The sequence below is a fragment of the Kribbella sp. CA-253562 genome (assembly GCF_050942265.1).
Classification (GTDB): Bacteria; Actinomycetota; Actinomycetes; order Propionibacteriales; family Kribbellaceae; genus Kribbella.
The window spans coordinates 5,159,080-5,176,502 of sequence record NZ_CP192049.1; the positions used below are offsets into that span (position 1 = coordinate 5,159,080).

The window sequence follows — 17,423 nt, forward strand, 5'->3', positions numbered from 1 at the left end:
GGTCACGACGTCGGGGTCGCGAACGGATTCGCGTCGGCGTGGTGGTGTCCCCACTCGTCGGGGCGCCCGAAGTCGTGCGGGACCCAGTCGTCGCTCACTTCGATGCCACCGCAGCCGATCTCCAGGTGGAACCCACTGGGATTGCGGACGTAGAACGAGATCGCCTTGTCGTTCATGTGCCGGCCGAGGCTGATCGAGATCGGTACGCCGTTGGCCTGGGCCCGGTCGTAGGCTCGTCCGACGTCGTCGAGCGAGCCGTGCTCGAACTCGAGGTGGTGGATCGACGGCGCTTCCGCGGCGGCCAGCGCGATGCTGTGATGGGTCCGGTTGCAGCGGAAGAAGAACAGCCCAGGTGCCCGGTAGTCGGTCAGCTCGAACTCCAGCACCGATTCGTAGAGCTCACGAAGCTCCTGGAGCTTGGGACTGGCCAGCACGAAGTGACCCAAGCCTGTGACACCAGGCCCGCCGGACGGGCGATCGGCACCCAGGCGCACTTTGGCCTCACCGACCGCGAGCTCCACCCGGTAACCGACCGGGTCGGTGAACCAACGCAGGTGGGTGGCGCCGCGCAGTTCCCTGTCCTCCGCGGACCCCTCCGCGACGGCGAAGCCGGCGTCCTCCAGGCGCTCGGTGAGCCGGTCGAGCTCCGGTGGGGAATCGACGATCCACCCCAGCTCGCGCGGACCGTCCTCATGGGACGGATGAAGAGCCAACCGGTACTTGAACTCGTCGAGCTCGGCCAGCGCCACCTCGTTCGTACCGGACTTGGCCGGGGTGACACCGATTCCCAGCGTGCGTCCGAGCAGATCGGTCCACGCGTCGACGTCGGTGACGTTGAGCCCGACGTATCCCAGCTTCCTGATCCCCACGATGGGTCATGCCTCCGATGAGGCGGCTGCTCCGCCTCGCAGAAATTCGCGGACGATGTGGTTGAACTCGGGCGCACGCTCGTACTGAACCCAGTGCCGGCAGTGCGGCAGTACGCGCAGCTCCGCGGTGGGGATTCCTTCGAGAATGCGGAGCGCCCAGTTGACCGGAACGGTCTGGTCCTCGCGGCCCCAGACGAGCAGCGTGGCAGCGCCGATGCGAGCCAGGTCCGGCGTCAGATCGCCGAAGTTCGGCGGGATCGGCATTTCGGGGTGGGCGCGAAGGCTCGCCGCGTACCGCTCGTCGATGAGTGCCTCGGTCGCGAGGGACTCGTCGAAGACCATCAGCCGGACGAACTCGGCCATCGCTTCACGCGAGGGCTTGTCCGCCGCCAGGTAGGCGAACAGTAGCTCCAGCCCGGCAGGCCAAGGCGGCGCGTCCGCCGGCAGCACTCCGCCCGGTGCCATCAAAACGAGTCGGTCCACGTGTTCGGGGTACTGCATCGCGATCCGCATGGCCACGGCGCCACCGTAGGAGTTGCCAACCAGGTGGGCCCGTTCGATTCCGAGTGCCGTCATCGCGCGATACACCCGGTCGGCCGCGTGGAAGATCAGCGGTTCGTCCGTCTCTGGTCGCGGCGACTCTCCCCAGCCCGGCAGGTCGATCACGATGTTGCGGTAGTCGTCGAAGGCCGGCAGATTCCCGCCGAAGTTGCTCAGGCCCGACGCGCCCGGTCCTGAGCCGTGCAACCACACGATCGGGGCGCCCGAACCGGCGTCGGTGTAGGCCAGCTGCGTGTCTCCGGCATCCACGGTGCTCGTCATCGCGTCACCCCTCATCCGTTGTATGTAACGCTCACTATACAAGGATCAAGAGTGTGATCAAGAGGCGGCCCTGCAGCCAGGTGACAGCGCGCGCGTGCGGGGCGCCCTGCTCTCAGCGCTTGCGCTTCGCCGCGCCGCGTCGTTGCTCGGCCAAGCTACGCACCAGCGAGACGAACGGGGCGACCTGGGAGCTGTAGCTCATACCGTCGAAGCTGTTGATCACCGAAAGCCCATCGGTCAGCGCTCGACCGAGAACGGCCAACTGCTCGACGAGGGCCTGGTTGTTCTTCCCGCCGTTCGGGGCGAAGATCGGGGTGAGCGCCTCCACCCAGGACGCGTGGGCGTAGTCGCGGATGCGGCGTACGGTCCGCTGGACCGCCTCGGCATCCTTGTGCGGGCCGACGCTGATCGCGACCAGCAGCCGAAGATAGTCGGGGCGCTCGTCCAGCGAACGGCACGCCGCGGTGAACCAGGCCTCGAGACGGTCGAGCGGCGGCAGGTCGTCGAACGACGACGGATTCGGGAACAGGGCGTGCATTTCCTCGAAGGTCCGCTCGAGCAGCGCCGCCAGCACCCCGAACTTGTTGCCGAAGTGGTAGTAGATGGAGCTCGCCGGCAAGCCGGACCGCGCGGTCAGGTCCGAGACAGCCATACCGTCGTAGCCCTTTTCGCCGATGAGGGCGCGTGCCGCGTTCAGGATGTTGTCTTGACTGCTCGAGCCGGCCGCAGCCGACGCAGCGCCGGATTCCCTCACCATGCGGTCATGATAGGTCCGCTCAGGCGTCACTCCCCCACCGGCACGCGATGTGGGTGCATCGGACGGCGGTGCGTTCCATCTGCACCACCACGGCGCGCTGGGAACATGTTGCCGATGGCACCGGTCAGCGTAGGGGCGCGACGGCGATACGGTCGCGCTGTCAGCCCTTCGCGGCCGGCGGGCGCAGCGTGCGCGACAAGCCGAGCGCGGCCGTCCGCACCGCCGGGGCGAGGTGCGCCGGCCGGAACTGTTCCCGCGGGACGGCCACCGACAACGCGGCGACGGCCACCGCGCCCGAGAACACCGGAGCCGCGATGCAACTGACACCGAGCGCTGCTTCCTGTTCCTCGTACGCGAGCCCGGAGACCTGGATCTGTTCCAAGGCCGTTCGCAGCCGCAGCGGATCAGTGATCGAGTACGACGTCAACTGCGGCAGCGGATCCGCGAGGACGGCGTCCGCCAGCTCGGGCCCGGAGAACGCGAGCAGGGCCTTGCCGATCGCCGTACAGGTCAGTGGCAGTCTGCCGCCGATCCGGGACGGCAGCGGGACGGCGTCGTGACCGTGAATGCGTTCGAGGTACACGACGTCGCGGTCGTCGCGGATTCCGAAGTGCACGGTCTGCCGCGTGCTCTCGAACAGGTCCTGCAGGAACGGCAGCGCGGTCTCGCGCAGGTCGTGCCGGCGCGGTACGAGCGATCCCAGCTCGAACAGCGCGCCGCCCAGCCGGTACCACTCCCCCACGCGGTCCAGCAGGCCGAGGCGCACCAGATCGCCGACGAGGCGGAACGTGGTGGTCTTGCTCAACCCCGCTCGGGCAGCGAGTTCTGTCAGACGGAACGAACCGCCGTCCGGCCGATAGACGTCCAGGATCGCCGCCGCCTTGTCGAGCATGTTCCCGGTCGCGAGGTTCCGTGTCACGGAACGAACTTTGGCACAACCGACTGCTCCGGCCTATATCTGGGCCACCACACTCCAGACCTCGGAGGTACCCGATGAGCACTGCCGTTCACAAGGCCGCGGAGCTGCTCGCGACCGCGGCGGCCACCGGCACACCGTGCTCACCGGTCCGCGACTTGTTCGCCGACGGTGACATCGACGCCGCGTACGACGTCCAGCGCCTCACCACCGAGCGCCTGGTCACTTCCGGGCACCGCCTCGTCGGCCGCAAGATCGGACTGACCTCGCCGGCCGTCCAGCGTCAACTGGGTGTCGACCAGCCCGACTTCGGGGCGTTGTTCGACACCATGGCTGTCGCCCACGACGGTGTGGTGCCGGCTGGGCGGCTCCTGCAGCCCAAGGTCGAAGCGGAGGTCGCGCTGGTCCTCGGTGCAGACCTGACCGGCGGCGACTGCACGCCGGCCGATGTACGCGCCGCGACGGCGACCGTCTCCCCTGCCCTGGAGATCGTGGACAGCCGCATCGCAGGCTGGGACATCACGATCGTCGACACCGTGGCGGACAATGCCTCCTCGGGCTTGTTCGTGCTCGGGGACAGCCTGCCCCTCGGCGACGTCGAACCGGCGGACGTCGGCATGCAGCTGTACCGGGGCGCCGAGCTGGTCTCGCAGGGCACCGGGCGCGATTGCTTGGGCGACCCGCTCAACGCCGCGGCCTGGCTGGCCTCGACGCTGGCTCGGCGCGGCGAGCCGCTGCGCGCCGGAGACGTCGTCCTCACCGGCGCTCTGGGACCGATGGTTCCTGTCGTGCCCGGCGACGTCTTCACCGCGGTGATCTCCGGCCTGGGCTCGGTCCGGGTCAGCTTCGCCCTGGAAAGCGACGCGTCGTGAGCGGCCGGACCAAGGTCGCGATCATCGGTTCGGGCAACATCGGCACCGATCTGATGATCAAGGTGCTGCGGCTGTCGGAGCACCTCGAGATCGCCGCGATGGCGGGCATCGACCCCGACTCCGACGGACTGGCCCGGGCCCGCCGCTTCAAGGTCGCCACGACGCACGAAGGCATCGACGGTCTCGTCAGGCTGGACGAGTTCGCCGACGTCGCGTGCGTCTTCGACGCCACCTCGGCCGGCGTCCACCGGCGGCACGACGAAGTCCTGCGCGCCCTGGGCCGCACGGTCGTCGACCTCACTCCCGCGGCGATCGGCCCGTACGTCGTCCCGCCGGTCAACCTGGACGAGCACCTCGACGCGCCCAACATCAACATGGTCACCTGCGGCGGTCAGGCGACGATCCCGATCGTGGCCGCCGTCGGCGCCGTCACGCCGGTGCACTACGGCGAGATCGTCGCGTCGATCTCGTCGCGCTCGGCCGGCCCCGGGACGCGGGCCAACATCGACGAGTTCACCGAGACCACCGCGTCGGCGATCGAGAAGGTGGGTGGAGCCGCGCGCGGCAAGGCGATCATCGTGCTGAATCCCGCCGAACCTCCGTTGATCATGCGCGACACCGTGCACTGCCTCGTCTCCGGCGCCGACACCGAGGCCGTCACCGCCTCGGTCGAGGAGATGGTCGGCCGCGTGCAGGCCTACGTGCCCGGCTACCGGCTCAAGCAGAAGGTCCAGTTCGCATCTGTCGCCGTCGACGACCCGCTGCACCGGCTGGTCCCGGCCGGCGCACCCGCCGACGCGGTCAAGGTGTCGGTGTTCCTCGAGGTCGAGGGCGCCGCGCACTACCTGCCCGCGTACGCCGGCAACCTCGACATCATGACCTCGGCCGCGTTGCGAACCGCCGAGCGCATCGCCGCCCACCGGCAGGAGAGCAACCAATGACCGGCTTGTACATCCAGGACGTGACCCTGCGGGACGGCATGCACGCCGTACGGCACCGCTACACCGTCGAGCAGGCGCGGACGATCGCCGCGGCACTGGACGCAGCGGGCGTTGCCGCGATCGAGATCGCCCACGGGGACGGACTGTCCGGCTCCAGCATCAACTACGGCGTCGGCGCGCACACCGACTGGGAGTGGATCGAGGCGGTCTGCGACGTCACCCACCAGGCCGTCCCGACCACCTTGCTGCTGCCGGGTATCGGGACCTTGCACGACCTGCGGCAGGCCCACCGCCTCGGCGTACGGTCGGTTCGGATCGCCACGCATTGCACGGAGGCCGACGTCGCCGCGCAGCACATCAGCGCGGCCCGCGAGCTGGACATGGATGTCGCCGGATTCCTGATGATGTCGCACCTGGCCGAGCCCGCCGAGCTCGCGTGGCAGGCCCAGCTGATGGAGTCGTACGGCGCCCGGTGCGTCTACGTGACCGACTCCGGCGGCCGGCTGACCATGGACGGCGTGCGGGACCGCATCCGCGCCTACCGCGACCTCCTGAAACCCGAGACCGAGATCGGCATCCACGCCCACCACAACCTCGCGCTCGGCGTCGCCAACAGCGTCGTCGCGGTCGAGAACGGCGCGGCCCGGGTCGACGCGTCGCTGGCCGGTCAGGGCGCCGGAGCCGGCAACTGCCCACTCGAGGCGTTCGTCGCCGTCGCCGACCTGATGGGCTGGGACCACGGCTGCGACCTGTTCCCACTGATGGACGCCGCCGACGACCTGGTCCGCCCGTTGCAGGACCGCGAGGTCCGGGTCGACCGCGAGACCCTCAGCCTGGGCTACGCCGGCGTGTACTCCAGCTTCCTGCGCCACGCCGAGGCCGCGGCGACGCGGTACGGTCTCGACACGCGCACGATCCTGGTCGAGGTCGGCCGGCGCGGCATGGTCGGCGGTCAGGAAGACATGATCACCGACATCGCGCTCGACCTCGCCACCTCGAGAAGCTGACTCACCGCCCGGAACTGAAGCCGTGCCCTTGATCGCGATCGAAGAAGACTTTCTCGACCGGGCGAGACTGGAAGACCGAACGTTCTGTCGCTAATATGGCGGGATGACCCACAGCGGAACGGAAACCCGGCCCTCCGAGGCGCGGCTGCGGCTGCTCGCCACGGCAATCAGGATCTTCTACGCAGAGGGCATCCACTCCGTCGGCGTCGACCGGCTCATCGCCGAGGCGAAGGTGACCCGAGCCACCTTCTACCGGCACTTCCCCGGCAAGGAGGACCTCGTCCTCAGCTATCTGCGCGAGGTCCACACAATGGAGCGCACGACGGTCGAAACGGCGATCGCCGACCATCCGGATCCGGTGGACGCACTCCTGGCCATCGCGCGGTCGATTGCCCAGAGCATCCAATCCCCCGGCTTCCGCGGATGCGCCTTTCTGAACGCCGCGGCGGAGTATCCCGCCAACGATCAGCCCGTACACCAGGAGATCATCGCCCACCGGCAGTGGTTCCTGGACACGCTGACCACGATGATGGCCCAGGTTCACCGCGACACGGCGGACGCCGCCGCACGCCACTTCGTGATGCTGCGCGACGGCGCGATGGCCGCCGGCTGCCTCTTCGACCCCGCCTTGGTGGCCGAGACCTTTCTCCGCGGGATCGAAGGACTGCTTCGGATCAACGCCGAACGCCAGTCCTCCGAGTCCGCCCGCTAGCCGCAGGGCAGCGTCCCGCAAAAGGCAGTAGAACGATCGGTCTTGACTTCCGGAGTCCCTGCGCCTACAGTCGACGTGACAGAACGTTCGTTCCACTATCCCGGTGGTTCGGGCGGCGACTCGGCAAGGAGACCTCATGCCCACCAAGATCACGCTGATCATCGACAACCCCGCGAACCCGGACGAGTTCGAGCGCGCCTATGCGGACATCCTGCTCGCCGCAGCGAAGTTCCCGAAGCTGCAGCGACTCGAGTCCGCCAAGGTGTGGCCGAAGGAAGACGGCACCGCGACCCCGGCGTACCGCACGCTCGACCTCTACTTCGACAGCTACGAGGACGCGTCCGCCGCGGTCGAGACGCAGACCGCCGCCGACCTGTTCGGCACGCTCGTAGGCACCCAGGTGCCCTTCAAGGGTCTGTTCTCGGACATCGAGCAGGCACACCTCGCCGAAGGCCGGTGACGCCGTACCGCCCCGTGCTGGGCCAGAAGTGTTTGCGGAATGGTGGTCTGCCCGTTCCTGCCCCGTGACTTTTTCCCGGCAAACTCGCAGGATCGGTCAAGGGCTGACATGCAAACCCCTGTGCTTCCGAACAGGCCGCCGCCGGAAAGGTTCTTCCCATGTCGCAGTTGTTTTCCGACCTGCCGCGCCGCCGCTTCCTCGCTCTCGGCGGGATCGCCGCGGGGTCGGCGATCCTGGCCGCGGAGCCGGCCTCGGCGCGGTCGGTCGAGCCGGCGGGGCAGGTTGTGCTGCCCGGGTACGCGTTCACCCTGGGGGTCGCCTCCGGGGATCCGAAGCCCGACGGAGTGGTGCTCTGGACGCGGTTGGCGCCGGAGCCGCTGGCCCTCGACGGGCGCGGCGGCATGCCCGACCGCTCGGTGAACGTCCGCTGGGAGATGGCTGAGGACGAGCGCTTCCGCCGGATCGTCCGCCGCGGCGTCGAGCGTGCCACTTCTCGCTGGGGCCACTCGGTGCACGCCGAAGTCCACGGCCTCCGGCCGGATCGCATGTACTGGTACAGGTTCCGCATCGGGGACCAGGTCAGCCCGGTGGGCCGGACCCGTACTGCGCCGCACCCCTCGAGCACGCTCCGGTCGATGAGCTTCGCGTTCGCGAGCTGCCAGGCGTACACCGATGGCTTCTTCACCGCCTACGACCATCTGGCCGCGGAAGACCTCGATCTGGTCGTGCACCTCGGCGACTACATCTACGAGGGCGCCGGAGCAGGCTCGATCGGGCGTGCGCACCTGCCGGCCGCGGAGACCTTCTCGTTGACCGACTACCGGATCCGCTACGCGCAGTACAAGCTCGACCCGGCGCTGCAGGCGGCGCACGCGGCGGCGCCTTGGGTGGTCGCGCCTGACGACCACGACGTGGAGAACAACTGGGCCGGCGATCACTCACAGCCCGACACCGAACCGGACCAGGACCCCGCGGTGTTCCGGCTCCGGCGGGCCGCGGCCTACCAGGCGTACTACGAGAACCTCCCGCTGCGTGCGTCGTCGATCCCGCACGGCCCGGAGATGCAGGTCTACCGGCGGCTCCAGTTCGGCGACCTGTTGCAGCTCAACGTGCTCGACACCCGGCGGTTCCGCGACCGGCAGCTGACCGACCAATCCCTGCGCTGGGACCCGAACCGGCAGATGCTCGGCGCCGAGCAGGAGGCGTGGCTGCTCAAGGGCCTCGGCTCATCCACCGCGCGCTGGAACGTGCTGGGCAACCAGACCTTCGCGATGGAGGCCGACCACACCGCGGGTCCGGGTGAGACGTTCGGTATGGACCCTTGGGACGGGTATGCCGCCGCCCGCCAGCGGCTCTTCGACGGCGTCGCGGCGCGGAATGTCGACAACTTCCTCATCGTCACCGGCGACGCGCACCGCAGCGTGGCCGCCGACCTCAAGCTGAACTTCGCCGACCCGGCGTCCCGTACGGTCGGCACCGAGTTCCTCGGTACGTCGATCAGCTCCGGCGGCAACGGCACCGCGATGGACGCGCTCGGCGTGACCTGGCTGGCCGAGAACCCGCACATGAAGTTCCACAACGCCCAGCATGGCTACCAGGTCTGCCACCTCGGCCGTCACGAGATGAGCACCGACTACCGCGTCGTCCCGTTCGTCAACGCCCCGGGCGCCCCGGTCACGACGCAGGCCAGCGTCTACGTCCAGAACGGCCGCGCCGGCGTGGCTCACGTGACGACGTAGCAGCGATATCGACGGCTCGCAGCCGGCCGCTGGGCATCTGACCGGGCCGCAGTCAGCGCTGCGCGACGTACGGAATCGTCTGGGGTCCCTCGGGCAGGATGCCCACCCGTGCGTCGGGTCCGGCGGCGGCCAGTGATTCGCTGATCGTCGACGAGATGTCTGCGGTCTGCTCGAGGTGGGCGGACCGCAGCTCGTCGTCGCTCAGATAGCCAGTGTGCATGACGACGCGGCTGGTGACCTGGATCCGCGCCTGGATCTGGAGCTGCCACTGGTCGGGCGTTGTGGTGGGACTCGCTGCGATCTGGTCGAGGATCGCCTGCGGGGATTCGGATGCGACGAGAGTCGAGCGGTACGACCCGTGATCCGGGAAACCGTCCCGGCATTCCGCGGCGCAGATGATCGTTCCGCCCGGACGGACGACTTGATGCGCGGCGGACATCCCCTTGACCGCCTGGTACAGGTTCTGGTCGAGCGGGAAGCCGGAGTTCGTGGTGACGACCACGTCGAACGGCGCGTCGACCGGCCGCATCGCGATCCGCCGGGCCAGGTCGCAGGCCGCCGTGTGCATGGGAAGCAGGTCACCGCCGAACGCGCCGACGATCTCCTGGTCGCGATTCAGTACGACGTCCAGCGCGAACGTCACGCCGGTCGCCTCGGCGATCGCCCGGACGTCGTCGTGCACCGGGTTGCCGTGCGTGATGCCCCAGGTCGCCTTCGGATCGCCGATCCTGGTCGCGTCGTGCAGCACCAGAACGGTCTCCAGCCCGGCGAGCCCTGGAGCGACCAGTTTCGGTCCACCGGAGAAGCCGGCGAAGAAGTGCGGCTCGACGAAGCCTGTGGTGATCCGGACGTCGGCCTCGACCCACTGGCGGTTCAGCCACACCGGTACGCCGTTGCCGTGCGTCCCGGCCCAGGTCAGGTGATCGGGGTTGCGGGCGTCGTGATTGACGATCCGGACCGAGTCGACGACCTCGTCGCCGAACATCTGGCGGAGTTCGTCATCGTCGTTCGCCCGGTGCGTACCGGTGGCGACCAGGATGATGACGTCGTCCAGGTCGACCAGCCCGTCGAGCTCGGCCAGCACCGCGGGGATCATCAACTCGCGCGGCTGCGGGCGGGTGCCGTCGCAGGCGGAGATCGCTACGGTCTGACCGCGGCGGACCCGGTCACGCAGCGGTGGACCGGCGACCGGTTCACGCAGGGCGCGGCGAAGGGCTTCGGACGGATCGGACGCGGCGGGGTGGTGGGCCGGCTCGACGATCGTCGTACGGGCCGGGTCCGCGTCGATCACCCGACCGGACCGGCCGTAAGCCAACCGCACCTTCATGATCCGGCTCCTTTGGTTATTAATCCCATGAATCTTTGCAGCATAACGACACTACCTCCGTCTACAGCCCCTGGACGTTCACCAGGCCGTCGATAAAGATCCTATCTATGTCGAGCAGGGCAGTGTGCACGTGCTGCGACGGACCAACCTCAACCGCGCGTGGAGATTCGCCCTCGGCGACCCTGCGTCAGCCGAGGTGGAGGACTTCGACGACGACCAGTGGCAGCACTACCCGCACGACCTCGCGTTCACGTCGTACGCCGATGAGCTCGGTCTCCTGGTCTGGCCGGAGCCGCCGTTCTGGGGCACCGCGCCGTTCGGTCACTCGCCGTGGGGACGCGGAGCCTATCCGGTCGAGCCGGACCACTGGGAGCGGTTCGAGTGGATGTTCCCGGATCCCGGCGTACCGAACATCGTGTCGTACGGGTCGGCGATGGAGCACCGGCCCGGTGCGTACGCACCGCAGTGGGGAGACCTGGCCCACGACGAGCAGCCGACCGAGGAGTCGCCGTACCCGTGGCGCCATTCGTGGAGCAGTGGCGAGGTGCGCTGGTGCGGGTTCGACCACGGCAGCATCGCGGGTCCGCGGTTCGGCTCGATGGGCATGATCGACTACGCGCACCTGCCGAAGCGGGCCTGGCCCTGGTACCAGAAGGACTCGCTCGGCATCGAGCCGCCGACGTGGCCCGAGCCCGCTGATCCAGCCCGGCTGGTCCTGTCGGCCGACCGGACCGTGCTTGAACGGGCGGACGAAACCGACGACCTGCACATCGTTGCCACCCTCCCCGATGCCGTCGGCCGCCAGGTGTCGTCGAGCGCCCCGATCACGCTGCTCGTCGAGGACGGCCCCGGCGAGTTCGCCACTGGAGGCCGAATCACCTTCGACACGGCCGGGCCGGCGACAGTCCTGGACGGACATTGGATCCTCGTCGATCTGGAGCGTCTCGTTGCGCTCGAGCGACTGGACGTGACGTTCCGGGACTCGGAAGACACGCCCCAGTTCGTCGTCGAGACCAGCGAGGACCGCCAGAATTGGAGCACGGTCGCCGATCACACCGCGGCTTCGGCGTACCTGGGGACATTTCGGGTCGGGTGTCGCCGACACGGCAACGGGCCGTCCCGAACAGAGCTGACGTGGCCACGGTTACCTCGACCGACTGAGAACGCCGCTAGCAGTCCGAGTTCGAGCATCAGGGGCGGGGACCATCCTCTCTCCCCGACCCGTGTTCCTGCTTGGCGAACGCGTCCAGATCCGTCTGTAGCGAGCGGGCCATCAGCGGCGTGATGGCCGGGAGCAAGGCCCGGGTGAACCAGTTGGTGCCTTCGATTCGCCACTGATGCACGACGCGGGTGCCCATCCCCTCGGGCTCGAGCGTGATCTCGTACGTACCGCCGAACGGGCTGTCCTCGACGGTGTTGACGGTTCGCCGCGGTCGGTCGTAGCAGGAGTAGTCCGAGGTGAAACGCGTCGTGAAAGGTCCCAGCCGATGAACCATCACGTAGCGGGGGGTGCCGTCCGCCCGCATCTCGTAGTCTTCGACGGCGACGAGCGCTCTCGACCGCTCGACCACGTGCTGCAAGCGATTGGCGAACATCAACTCCCAGGTGTGTTCAGGGTCGTGCGGGATCACCGTTTCGGCCCGGATGGTGCGGCTCATGGTCGATCACTCCCAGCGGCGCGTGCGCCGGTACCGCGGGTTCCAGCGGTATCGGTACAGCACCTTCATCGGAACCGGGAGTTCGTCGAGCACTTGCTGCGCACGGCGTGGCGGCAGGTCGTCCATGATCCAAGGCAGCACGGTCGCAGCGCCCTTCAAACCCATCTCACGTTGGACGCTTCGGGACAGCGCGCGCCATTCGCCGGGCGTGATCGTCTGCTGAAGGACCGGCAACGCATAGCGTTCCTCGTGGTCCAGATGCGAGCGCAGGACACCGACGAGGTGCTCGACGGCATCGGGCAGCGAGGCGCAATCGGGCTCTTCGAACGTTGCCTCGACCGCGCTGATCGCAGGATCGACCAACGCGTGCTCGTCTTCCATCGCCTGCAACACCGCCAGTGCCTCGGTGCCGCAGCGCTCCCGCGCCTGCGGCCAGATCCGGTTGTCCTCGACACCGTGATGGTGGTGCAGCTCGCCGCTGAACAGCCGCCACCCCACCAGGAGGGCTGCCCGCCTGTCCGGGTCGTCGCCGGCGAATCGCGCGGCGACCCTCGCCAGTCTTTCCGCATCCCGCCGGAAGGCGTCGTGCAGGGCGAACATGATCCAGAGATCGGCATTCGACAGGCCGGTGGTGGTCATTCGACGGCTCCTGGTCCTCCGAGTGGGTGCGATGCCAGCCTGGTGCCGGCTCTCGGCCGGGGCCATCCCCCATCTGTGGGGTGCCTTGATTCCGTCGCCGGACGTAGGCTGGATCGGTGCAACCGGCACGCAGGGCCGAGGTACTCCGGACGACGGTGCGCGAGGGCGCCACCGAGGCGGCCGACTGCGGGCAGTTCCGAACGGCCGCCTTGGCAGCGATAGCCGATGTCGTCCCGTACGACGGGGCCTGTCTTGCGATGGTCGACCCCGCCACCATGCTGCCGACCACCGGCACAACCCTGGGACTCGGCCATGCCCGCGGAATCCGGTTGTTCGTCGATCTGGAGTACGGCCCCACACCGGACAGCAACTCCTATGCCGACCTCGCCCACACCAAGCGTGGAATCAGGGGGATCTGGGAAGCCTGCGACGGGATGCCCGAGCACACCACGCACTACAACGAACTGGTGCGCGCGCTGGGTATGCGCGACGAGGTACGGATGGTCTTTCGAGGCAGCGACGGCCGCTGCTGGGGATACGGCTCCCTCATGCGCGCCAAGGAGCGGTCTTTCGACGACGATGACGTCGACGTCTTGGCGCGCTGCCTGCGAGATCTCGGTGACGGACTGCGTGGGACGCTGCTCCGGCAGGTGCCGGTGGAGCTGCCACCGGTTCCTTCCGGCCCGGCGGTGGTCATCGTCGACGGCCACAACGAGATCGAGATCGCGACCCCTCAGGCGCTGGAACACCTCGACCGCCTCCAGGCAGAGCCGAACCGGCTGCCCGATCGATTCATGCCGGCCCTGGCCGCGGTCCTGCGCTATCGGCGTTTCGGGGCGCGAACCGCAGTCAGTCGCGCCCGCACCGCCGACGGCGGATGGATCGTGATCCGTGCGGGCGAGCTCGACGGTGACCGGGTCAAGGGCCGCATCGTCGTCACGTTGGAACCCGCGCAGCCGCCCGCGGTTGTCTCGTTGCTCGCCGGGCTCTGGGGCCTGACCGAACGCGAGGGCGACGTACTTCGCGCGCTACTCGCCGGACGCGACCGCCGGGCGATCGCGCGCGAACTCTCGATCAGCGCGTACACCGTCGCAGACCATACCCGCAGCATCTTCCTCAAGGCGGACGTCGGCAGCCGCGCCGAACTCGTCGCGAACGTGCTCTTCGGCCAGTACCTGCCCCGCACGGGTCAGACCGTAGGCCCGGACGGATGGTTCGCCTGACTGTCGCTGCCGGTGTCGTGATCGCTCGGCACGGGCCTGAATACCGGCGTACGAGGCGTCCTCAGCGGACTCTCAGCAGCAGACCGGGATGATCGAGGTGTCTGTCTCCTCTGCCGTCCGGGAAGCGGTGCTGATGAGCCTTCTGCAGGGTGTTCTTCTGCTTGACGTCGTAGTTCTGATCGGGCTCGGCGCGCTGGCCGAAGTCCGCGCCGCCCGCGCGCGGCGCCGAGCCGCCGAGGCCGACTACGCGCTGCTGCGGTCCTGGCTCGACGAGGTTCCGACCCGGTGACGATCCTTGCGGGCAAGGAACTCCCACCGGCCGTCAGACCGCTGTGGGTTCAGGCTCGGCTCGGCGTTGTTTGCGGGACCTGGCGAAGCGCAGGTAGAACGCCGGCACCACGAACAGGTTCAGCAAGGTCGCGGTGATCAGTCCTCCCAGGATCACCACGGCCATCGGGTGCTCGATCTCCTGGCCGGGGATCGAACCGGACACCAGCAGCGGAATCAGCGCCAGGCCGGTGGTGAGCACGGTCATCAGGATCGGGACGAGCCGTTCCTTGGCGCCGCGGATGACCAGGTCGGGACCGAACGGCACACCCTCCTCGCGTTCCAGGTGCTGGCAGTGGCTGATCAGCATGATGCCGTTGCGCGCGACGATGCCGAAGACGGTCAGGAAGCCGACCAGCGAGCCGAGTGAGATCACCCGCGAGCCGGCGTACGCCGCGATCACCCCGCCGACGAGCGCGACCGGAAGCGTCACGAAGGTCATCACCGCCAGCCGCCAGCTCCGGTACGACGCCTGCAGCAGCAGCATGATCCCGACCGCCGCCGCGATCGCGTAGATCAGCAGCCGTTGCTGGGCGGACTGCCGCTCGGTGTACTCGCCGAGCATCTCGGCGCGGAACTCCAGTGGCATCTGTACCTGCTCGAGCCGGTCCTCGATGTCCGCGACGACCGACCCCAGGTCCCGGGAACCGTCGAGCTCGGCGCCGACGTCGATGTTGCGGAACAGGTCCTCGTGCTGCACCACGTTCGGGACCGACACGATGCTGATGTCGGTGACCTCCTTCAGCCGGACCTGGCCGCCGCCCGGCTTGTCGATCAGCAGGTTCTCCAGGTCGGTGACGCTGCGTCGCTTGTCCGGCGGCGTCCACAACTGGACGTCGTACGCCTTGCCCTCGGTGTAGATGTCGCCGGCCTCCTCGCCGGCCATCAGCCACGCCGCCGCGCGGCGGACGTCGCCGGGTTTGAGGCCGTGCCGCTGGGCGGCGTCCAGGTCGACCTCCACGCGGATCTGCGGGATCGCGTCCTGGAAGTCCACCGAGTGCTTGCCCACCCCCGGCACGTCACCGACGATCCGGTTGATCTCCTCGGCCTTCGTCCGCAACTGCTCCAGGTCCTGGCCGAAGACCCGGATCGTGATCGGGTCGCTGGACCCGGTCAGCACCTCGCGGATCCGTTCCTTGAGGTACGTGAGCACGTCGCGGAACACCCCGGGATAGCCGTCGACGACGCCGCGGACGGACGCGACCGTCTGGTCGTAGTCGACCGACGGGTCCACGCTGATCCAGTTCTCCCCGAAGTACACGCCGTGCGGCTCGTCACCGAGCAGTGCGTTGCCGATGTGTGAACCGGCGTTGCGGACGCCGGGGATGGTGAGCAGTTCGGCGTTGACCGCCTTGCTGGTGCGAACCTCTTCCTGCAGCGAGATGTCGGGCTTGCCGAGCCAGTGCATGAGGAAGTCGCGTTCCTTGAAGTTCGGCAGCAGCGACTGGCCGAGCAGCGGCAGCAGGACCAGGCCGAGCGCGGTGGTCAGCGCGACCGCCAGGTAGCCGAACCGCGGCCGCTTCACCAACCGGGTGAGGATCCACTCGTACCCGCGCTTGAGCGGTGGCACCACCGGGGACTCGCGCTGCTCGAGCGACTTGGGGTTGCGGAAGAAGATCAGCGCGAGGGCCGGCGTGACCGTCAGCGCGACCAGCATCGAGGCGAGCAACGCCAGCGCGTACGACAGCGCCAGCGGCCGGAAGAAGGATCCGGACAGCCCGGCCAGCATGAAGATCGGCAGGATCGCGACGACCTCGATCAGCGTCGCGTAGACGATCGCGCTGCGCACCTCCAGCACCGCCTCCAGGATGATCCTGGCGGTCGATCTGGTACTGCCCTCGCTCCGGTACTGGCGCAGCCGGCGGACGATGTTCTCGACGCCGATGATCGCGTCGTCGACGATGTCGCCCAGCGCTATCACGAAGCCGGCCAGCACCATCGTGTTGATCGTGGTGCCTCGCGCGGTGAGGATCAGCAGCGCGGCCAGCAGTGACAGCGGGATCGCGACCACGCTGATCACCGCGGTCCGCCACGAGTACAGGAACAGCGCGAGCATCGCGATCATCAGCAGCGCGCCGAGGATCAGCGACCGGGTCAGGTTGTCGATCGCGTCTTCGATGAAGGTGGCCGGGCGGAAGATCGTCGAGTCGATCGCGATGCCCTGCAGACCGGGACGCAACTCGGCGAGCGCTTCCTCGACCCCCCGGGTGACGTCCAGGGTGTTGGCCCAGGGCAACTTCTCCACGATCAGCATCAGGCCGTCGCCCTGGTTGATCACGGCGTCACCGATCAGCGGCTGGTGGTCGCGCTTCAAATCGGCGACGTCGCGAAGCCGGATCTGCCGGCCGTCGTTCGTGACGATCGGTACGCCGGCCAGCTGGTCGTGGTCCACGATCGGCGTCATGTGCCGGATCCCGAGCCGCTGGTCCGGGCCGTCGAGGAACCCGCCCCGGCCGATGAAGTTGCCGTCGGAGTACTGCTGCAGGCCGGCGTCGAGGGCGTCGGCGGTGGCCGTCATCACCTGCTCGAGGCTGACCTTCTGCTGGGCCATCCGGGCCGGGTCGGCCTGCACCTGGAGCATCTCCAGCCGCTCGCCCCAGATCGGGACGTTGGCCACGCCGGGCACCTGCAGCAGCCGGGCACGGATCTTCCAGTACGCCGTCATCGACAGATCCATCATGTCGATGCTCGGATCGGCCGGCGACAGCCCGATCTTCAGGACCCGGCTGGTGGCCGACAGCGGCTGCAGCATCACCGGCGGCGCCGCCCAGGTCGGCAGGGTCGGGGTGATCGAGGCCAGCCGTTCGGCCACCAACTGGCGAGCCTCCAACAGGTCGGTGCCTTCGGCGAACAGCAGCACGACCTGAGACAACTGTTCGACCGAGCGCGACCGGACGGTGTCGACCCCCGGGATCGCGTTCAGCGACTGCTCCATCGGAACCGTGATCAGCTCTTCCACCTCGGTCGGGCCCAGCCCGATCGCGATCGTGTGCACCTCCACCTTCGGCGGCGCGAACTCAGGGAACACGTCGACCGCCGACTTGCCCAGCTGCTGCACGCCGAAGAACATCAAGAAGGCGGTCAGCGCGACGACCAGGAAGCGGAACTTCAGACTCGATGCGACGATCCAGCGCATGTCAGTGGCCCCTTCACC

The 17,423-nt window shown here is 68.5% G+C and carries 17 protein-coding genes; 9 read left to right on the forward strand and 8 right to left on the reverse strand.

The features are described from left to right. Positions 1–2: 2 nt before the first annotated feature. From ACQPXM_RS24335 to ACQPXM_RS24350, 4 genes are all read right to left on the reverse strand, one after another. Positions 3–869, reverse strand: a complete 867-nt coding sequence (locus ACQPXM_RS24335; protein WP_432937081.1) for a VOC family protein — start codon at positions 867–869, stop codon at positions 3–5. A 6-nt stretch (positions 870–875) separates the two neighbouring features. Beyond that, complete coding sequence (locus ACQPXM_RS24340; RefSeq protein ID WP_432937083.1) at positions 876–1,691, reverse strand: alpha/beta fold hydrolase; 816 nt, start codon at positions 1,689–1,691, stop codon at positions 876–878. 112 nt (positions 1,692–1,803) lie between these two features. Then, positions 1,804–2,478: a TetR/AcrR family transcriptional regulator gene (locus ACQPXM_RS24345; protein WP_432937090.1), complete on the reverse strand. Its 675-nt coding sequence runs from the start codon at positions 2,476–2,478 to the stop codon at positions 1,804–1,806. Positions 2,479–2,608: 130 nt separating this feature from the next. Next, positions 2,609–3,367, reverse strand: coding sequence for an IclR family transcriptional regulator (locus tag ACQPXM_RS24350; protein WP_432937092.1), 759 nt, complete (start codon positions 3,365–3,367; stop codon positions 2,609–2,611). A gap of 74 nt (positions 3,368–3,441) precedes the next feature. Here ACQPXM_RS24350 and ACQPXM_RS24355 point away from each other — a divergent pair, with 74 nt between their 5' ends. The 6 genes from ACQPXM_RS24355 (at position 3,442) to ACQPXM_RS24380 (ending at position 9,095) form a co-directional block, all read left to right on the forward strand. Next, positions 3,442–4,236 carry a 2-keto-4-pentenoate hydratase gene (locus ACQPXM_RS24355; RefSeq protein WP_432937094.1) on the forward strand — a complete coding sequence of 265 codons (795 nt, stop codon included), beginning with the start codon at positions 3,442–3,444 and terminating at the stop codon, positions 4,234–4,236. Next, positions 4,233–5,177 (forward strand): acetaldehyde dehydrogenase (acetylating), encoded by a 945-nt coding sequence (locus ACQPXM_RS24360; protein ID WP_432937096.1) that lies wholly within the window; start codon positions 4,233–4,235, stop codon positions 5,175–5,177. Before ACQPXM_RS24355 ends, ACQPXM_RS24360 begins: the two co-directional genes overlap by 4 nt. Next, positions 5,174–6,184 (forward strand): 4-hydroxy-2-oxovalerate aldolase, encoded by a 1,011-nt coding sequence (dmpG, locus tag ACQPXM_RS24365; RefSeq protein WP_432937099.1) that lies wholly within the window; start codon positions 5,174–5,176, stop codon positions 6,182–6,184. The genes ACQPXM_RS24360 and dmpG overlap by 4 nt, the downstream gene beginning before the upstream one ends. 103 nt (positions 6,185–6,287) lie before the next feature. After that, on the forward strand, positions 6,288–6,896 hold the full coding sequence (locus ACQPXM_RS24370) for a TetR/AcrR family transcriptional regulator (RefSeq protein ID WP_432937101.1): 609 nt from the start codon (positions 6,288–6,290) through the stop codon (positions 6,894–6,896). Positions 6,897–7,032: 136 nt separating this feature from the next. Next, a complete protein-coding gene (locus tag ACQPXM_RS24375; protein ID WP_432937103.1) occupies positions 7,033–7,356 on the forward strand; it encodes a hypothetical protein in 324 nt (107 codons plus the stop codon). A 158-nt stretch (positions 7,357–7,514) separates the two neighbouring features. Continuing rightward, a complete protein-coding gene (locus ACQPXM_RS24380; RefSeq protein WP_432937105.1) occupies positions 7,515–9,095 on the forward strand; it encodes an alkaline phosphatase D family protein in 1,581 nt (526 codons plus the stop codon). Between the two features lie 52 nt (positions 9,096–9,147). On the opposite strand, the gene larA is transcribed toward ACQPXM_RS24380, so the two are convergent. Further along, positions 9,148–10,422, reverse strand: coding sequence for a nickel-dependent lactate racemase (larA, locus tag ACQPXM_RS24385; RefSeq protein ID WP_432937107.1), 1,275 nt, complete (start codon positions 10,420–10,422; stop codon positions 9,148–9,150). Between the two features lie 124 nt (positions 10,423–10,546). Here larA and ACQPXM_RS24390 point away from each other — a divergent pair, with 124 nt between their 5' ends. Continuing rightward, complete coding sequence (locus ACQPXM_RS24390) at positions 10,547–11,707, forward strand: galactose-binding domain-containing protein (RefSeq protein WP_432937109.1); 1,161 nt, start codon at positions 10,547–10,549, stop codon at positions 11,705–11,707. Here the strand turns inward: ACQPXM_RS24390 and ACQPXM_RS24395 are convergent. Beyond that, positions 11,613–12,080: an SRPBCC family protein gene (locus tag ACQPXM_RS24395; protein WP_432937111.1), complete on the reverse strand. Its 468-nt coding sequence runs from the start codon at positions 12,078–12,080 to the stop codon at positions 11,613–11,615. The two genes, ACQPXM_RS24390 and ACQPXM_RS24395, sit on opposite strands and share 95 nt — an antisense overlap. Positions 12,081–12,086: 6 nt before the next feature. Next, positions 12,087–12,719 carry a hemerythrin domain-containing protein gene (locus ACQPXM_RS24400; RefSeq protein ID WP_432937113.1) on the reverse strand — a complete coding sequence of 211 codons (633 nt, stop codon included), beginning with the start codon at positions 12,717–12,719 and terminating at the stop codon, positions 12,087–12,089. A gap of 116 nt (positions 12,720–12,835) precedes the next feature. Here ACQPXM_RS24400 and ACQPXM_RS24405 point away from each other — a divergent pair, with 116 nt between their 5' ends. After that, the gene (locus tag ACQPXM_RS24405; protein ID WP_432937115.1) at positions 12,836–13,942 is read left to right on the forward strand and encodes a helix-turn-helix transcriptional regulator; all 1,107 of its coding nucleotides are present in this window, start codon (positions 12,836–12,838) and stop codon (positions 13,940–13,942) included. A gap of 88 nt (positions 13,943–14,030) precedes the next feature. After that, positions 14,031–14,231, forward strand: a complete 201-nt coding sequence (locus tag ACQPXM_RS24410) for a hypothetical protein (RefSeq protein ID WP_432937118.1) — start codon at positions 14,031–14,033, stop codon at positions 14,229–14,231. Between the two features lie 33 nt (positions 14,232–14,264). On the opposite strand, the gene ACQPXM_RS24415 is transcribed toward ACQPXM_RS24410, so the two are convergent. Beyond that, positions 14,265–17,405 (reverse strand): efflux RND transporter permease subunit, encoded by a 3,141-nt coding sequence (locus tag ACQPXM_RS24415; protein WP_432937121.1) that lies wholly within the window; start codon positions 17,403–17,405, stop codon positions 14,265–14,267. Positions 17,406–17,423: the final 18 nt, after the last annotated feature.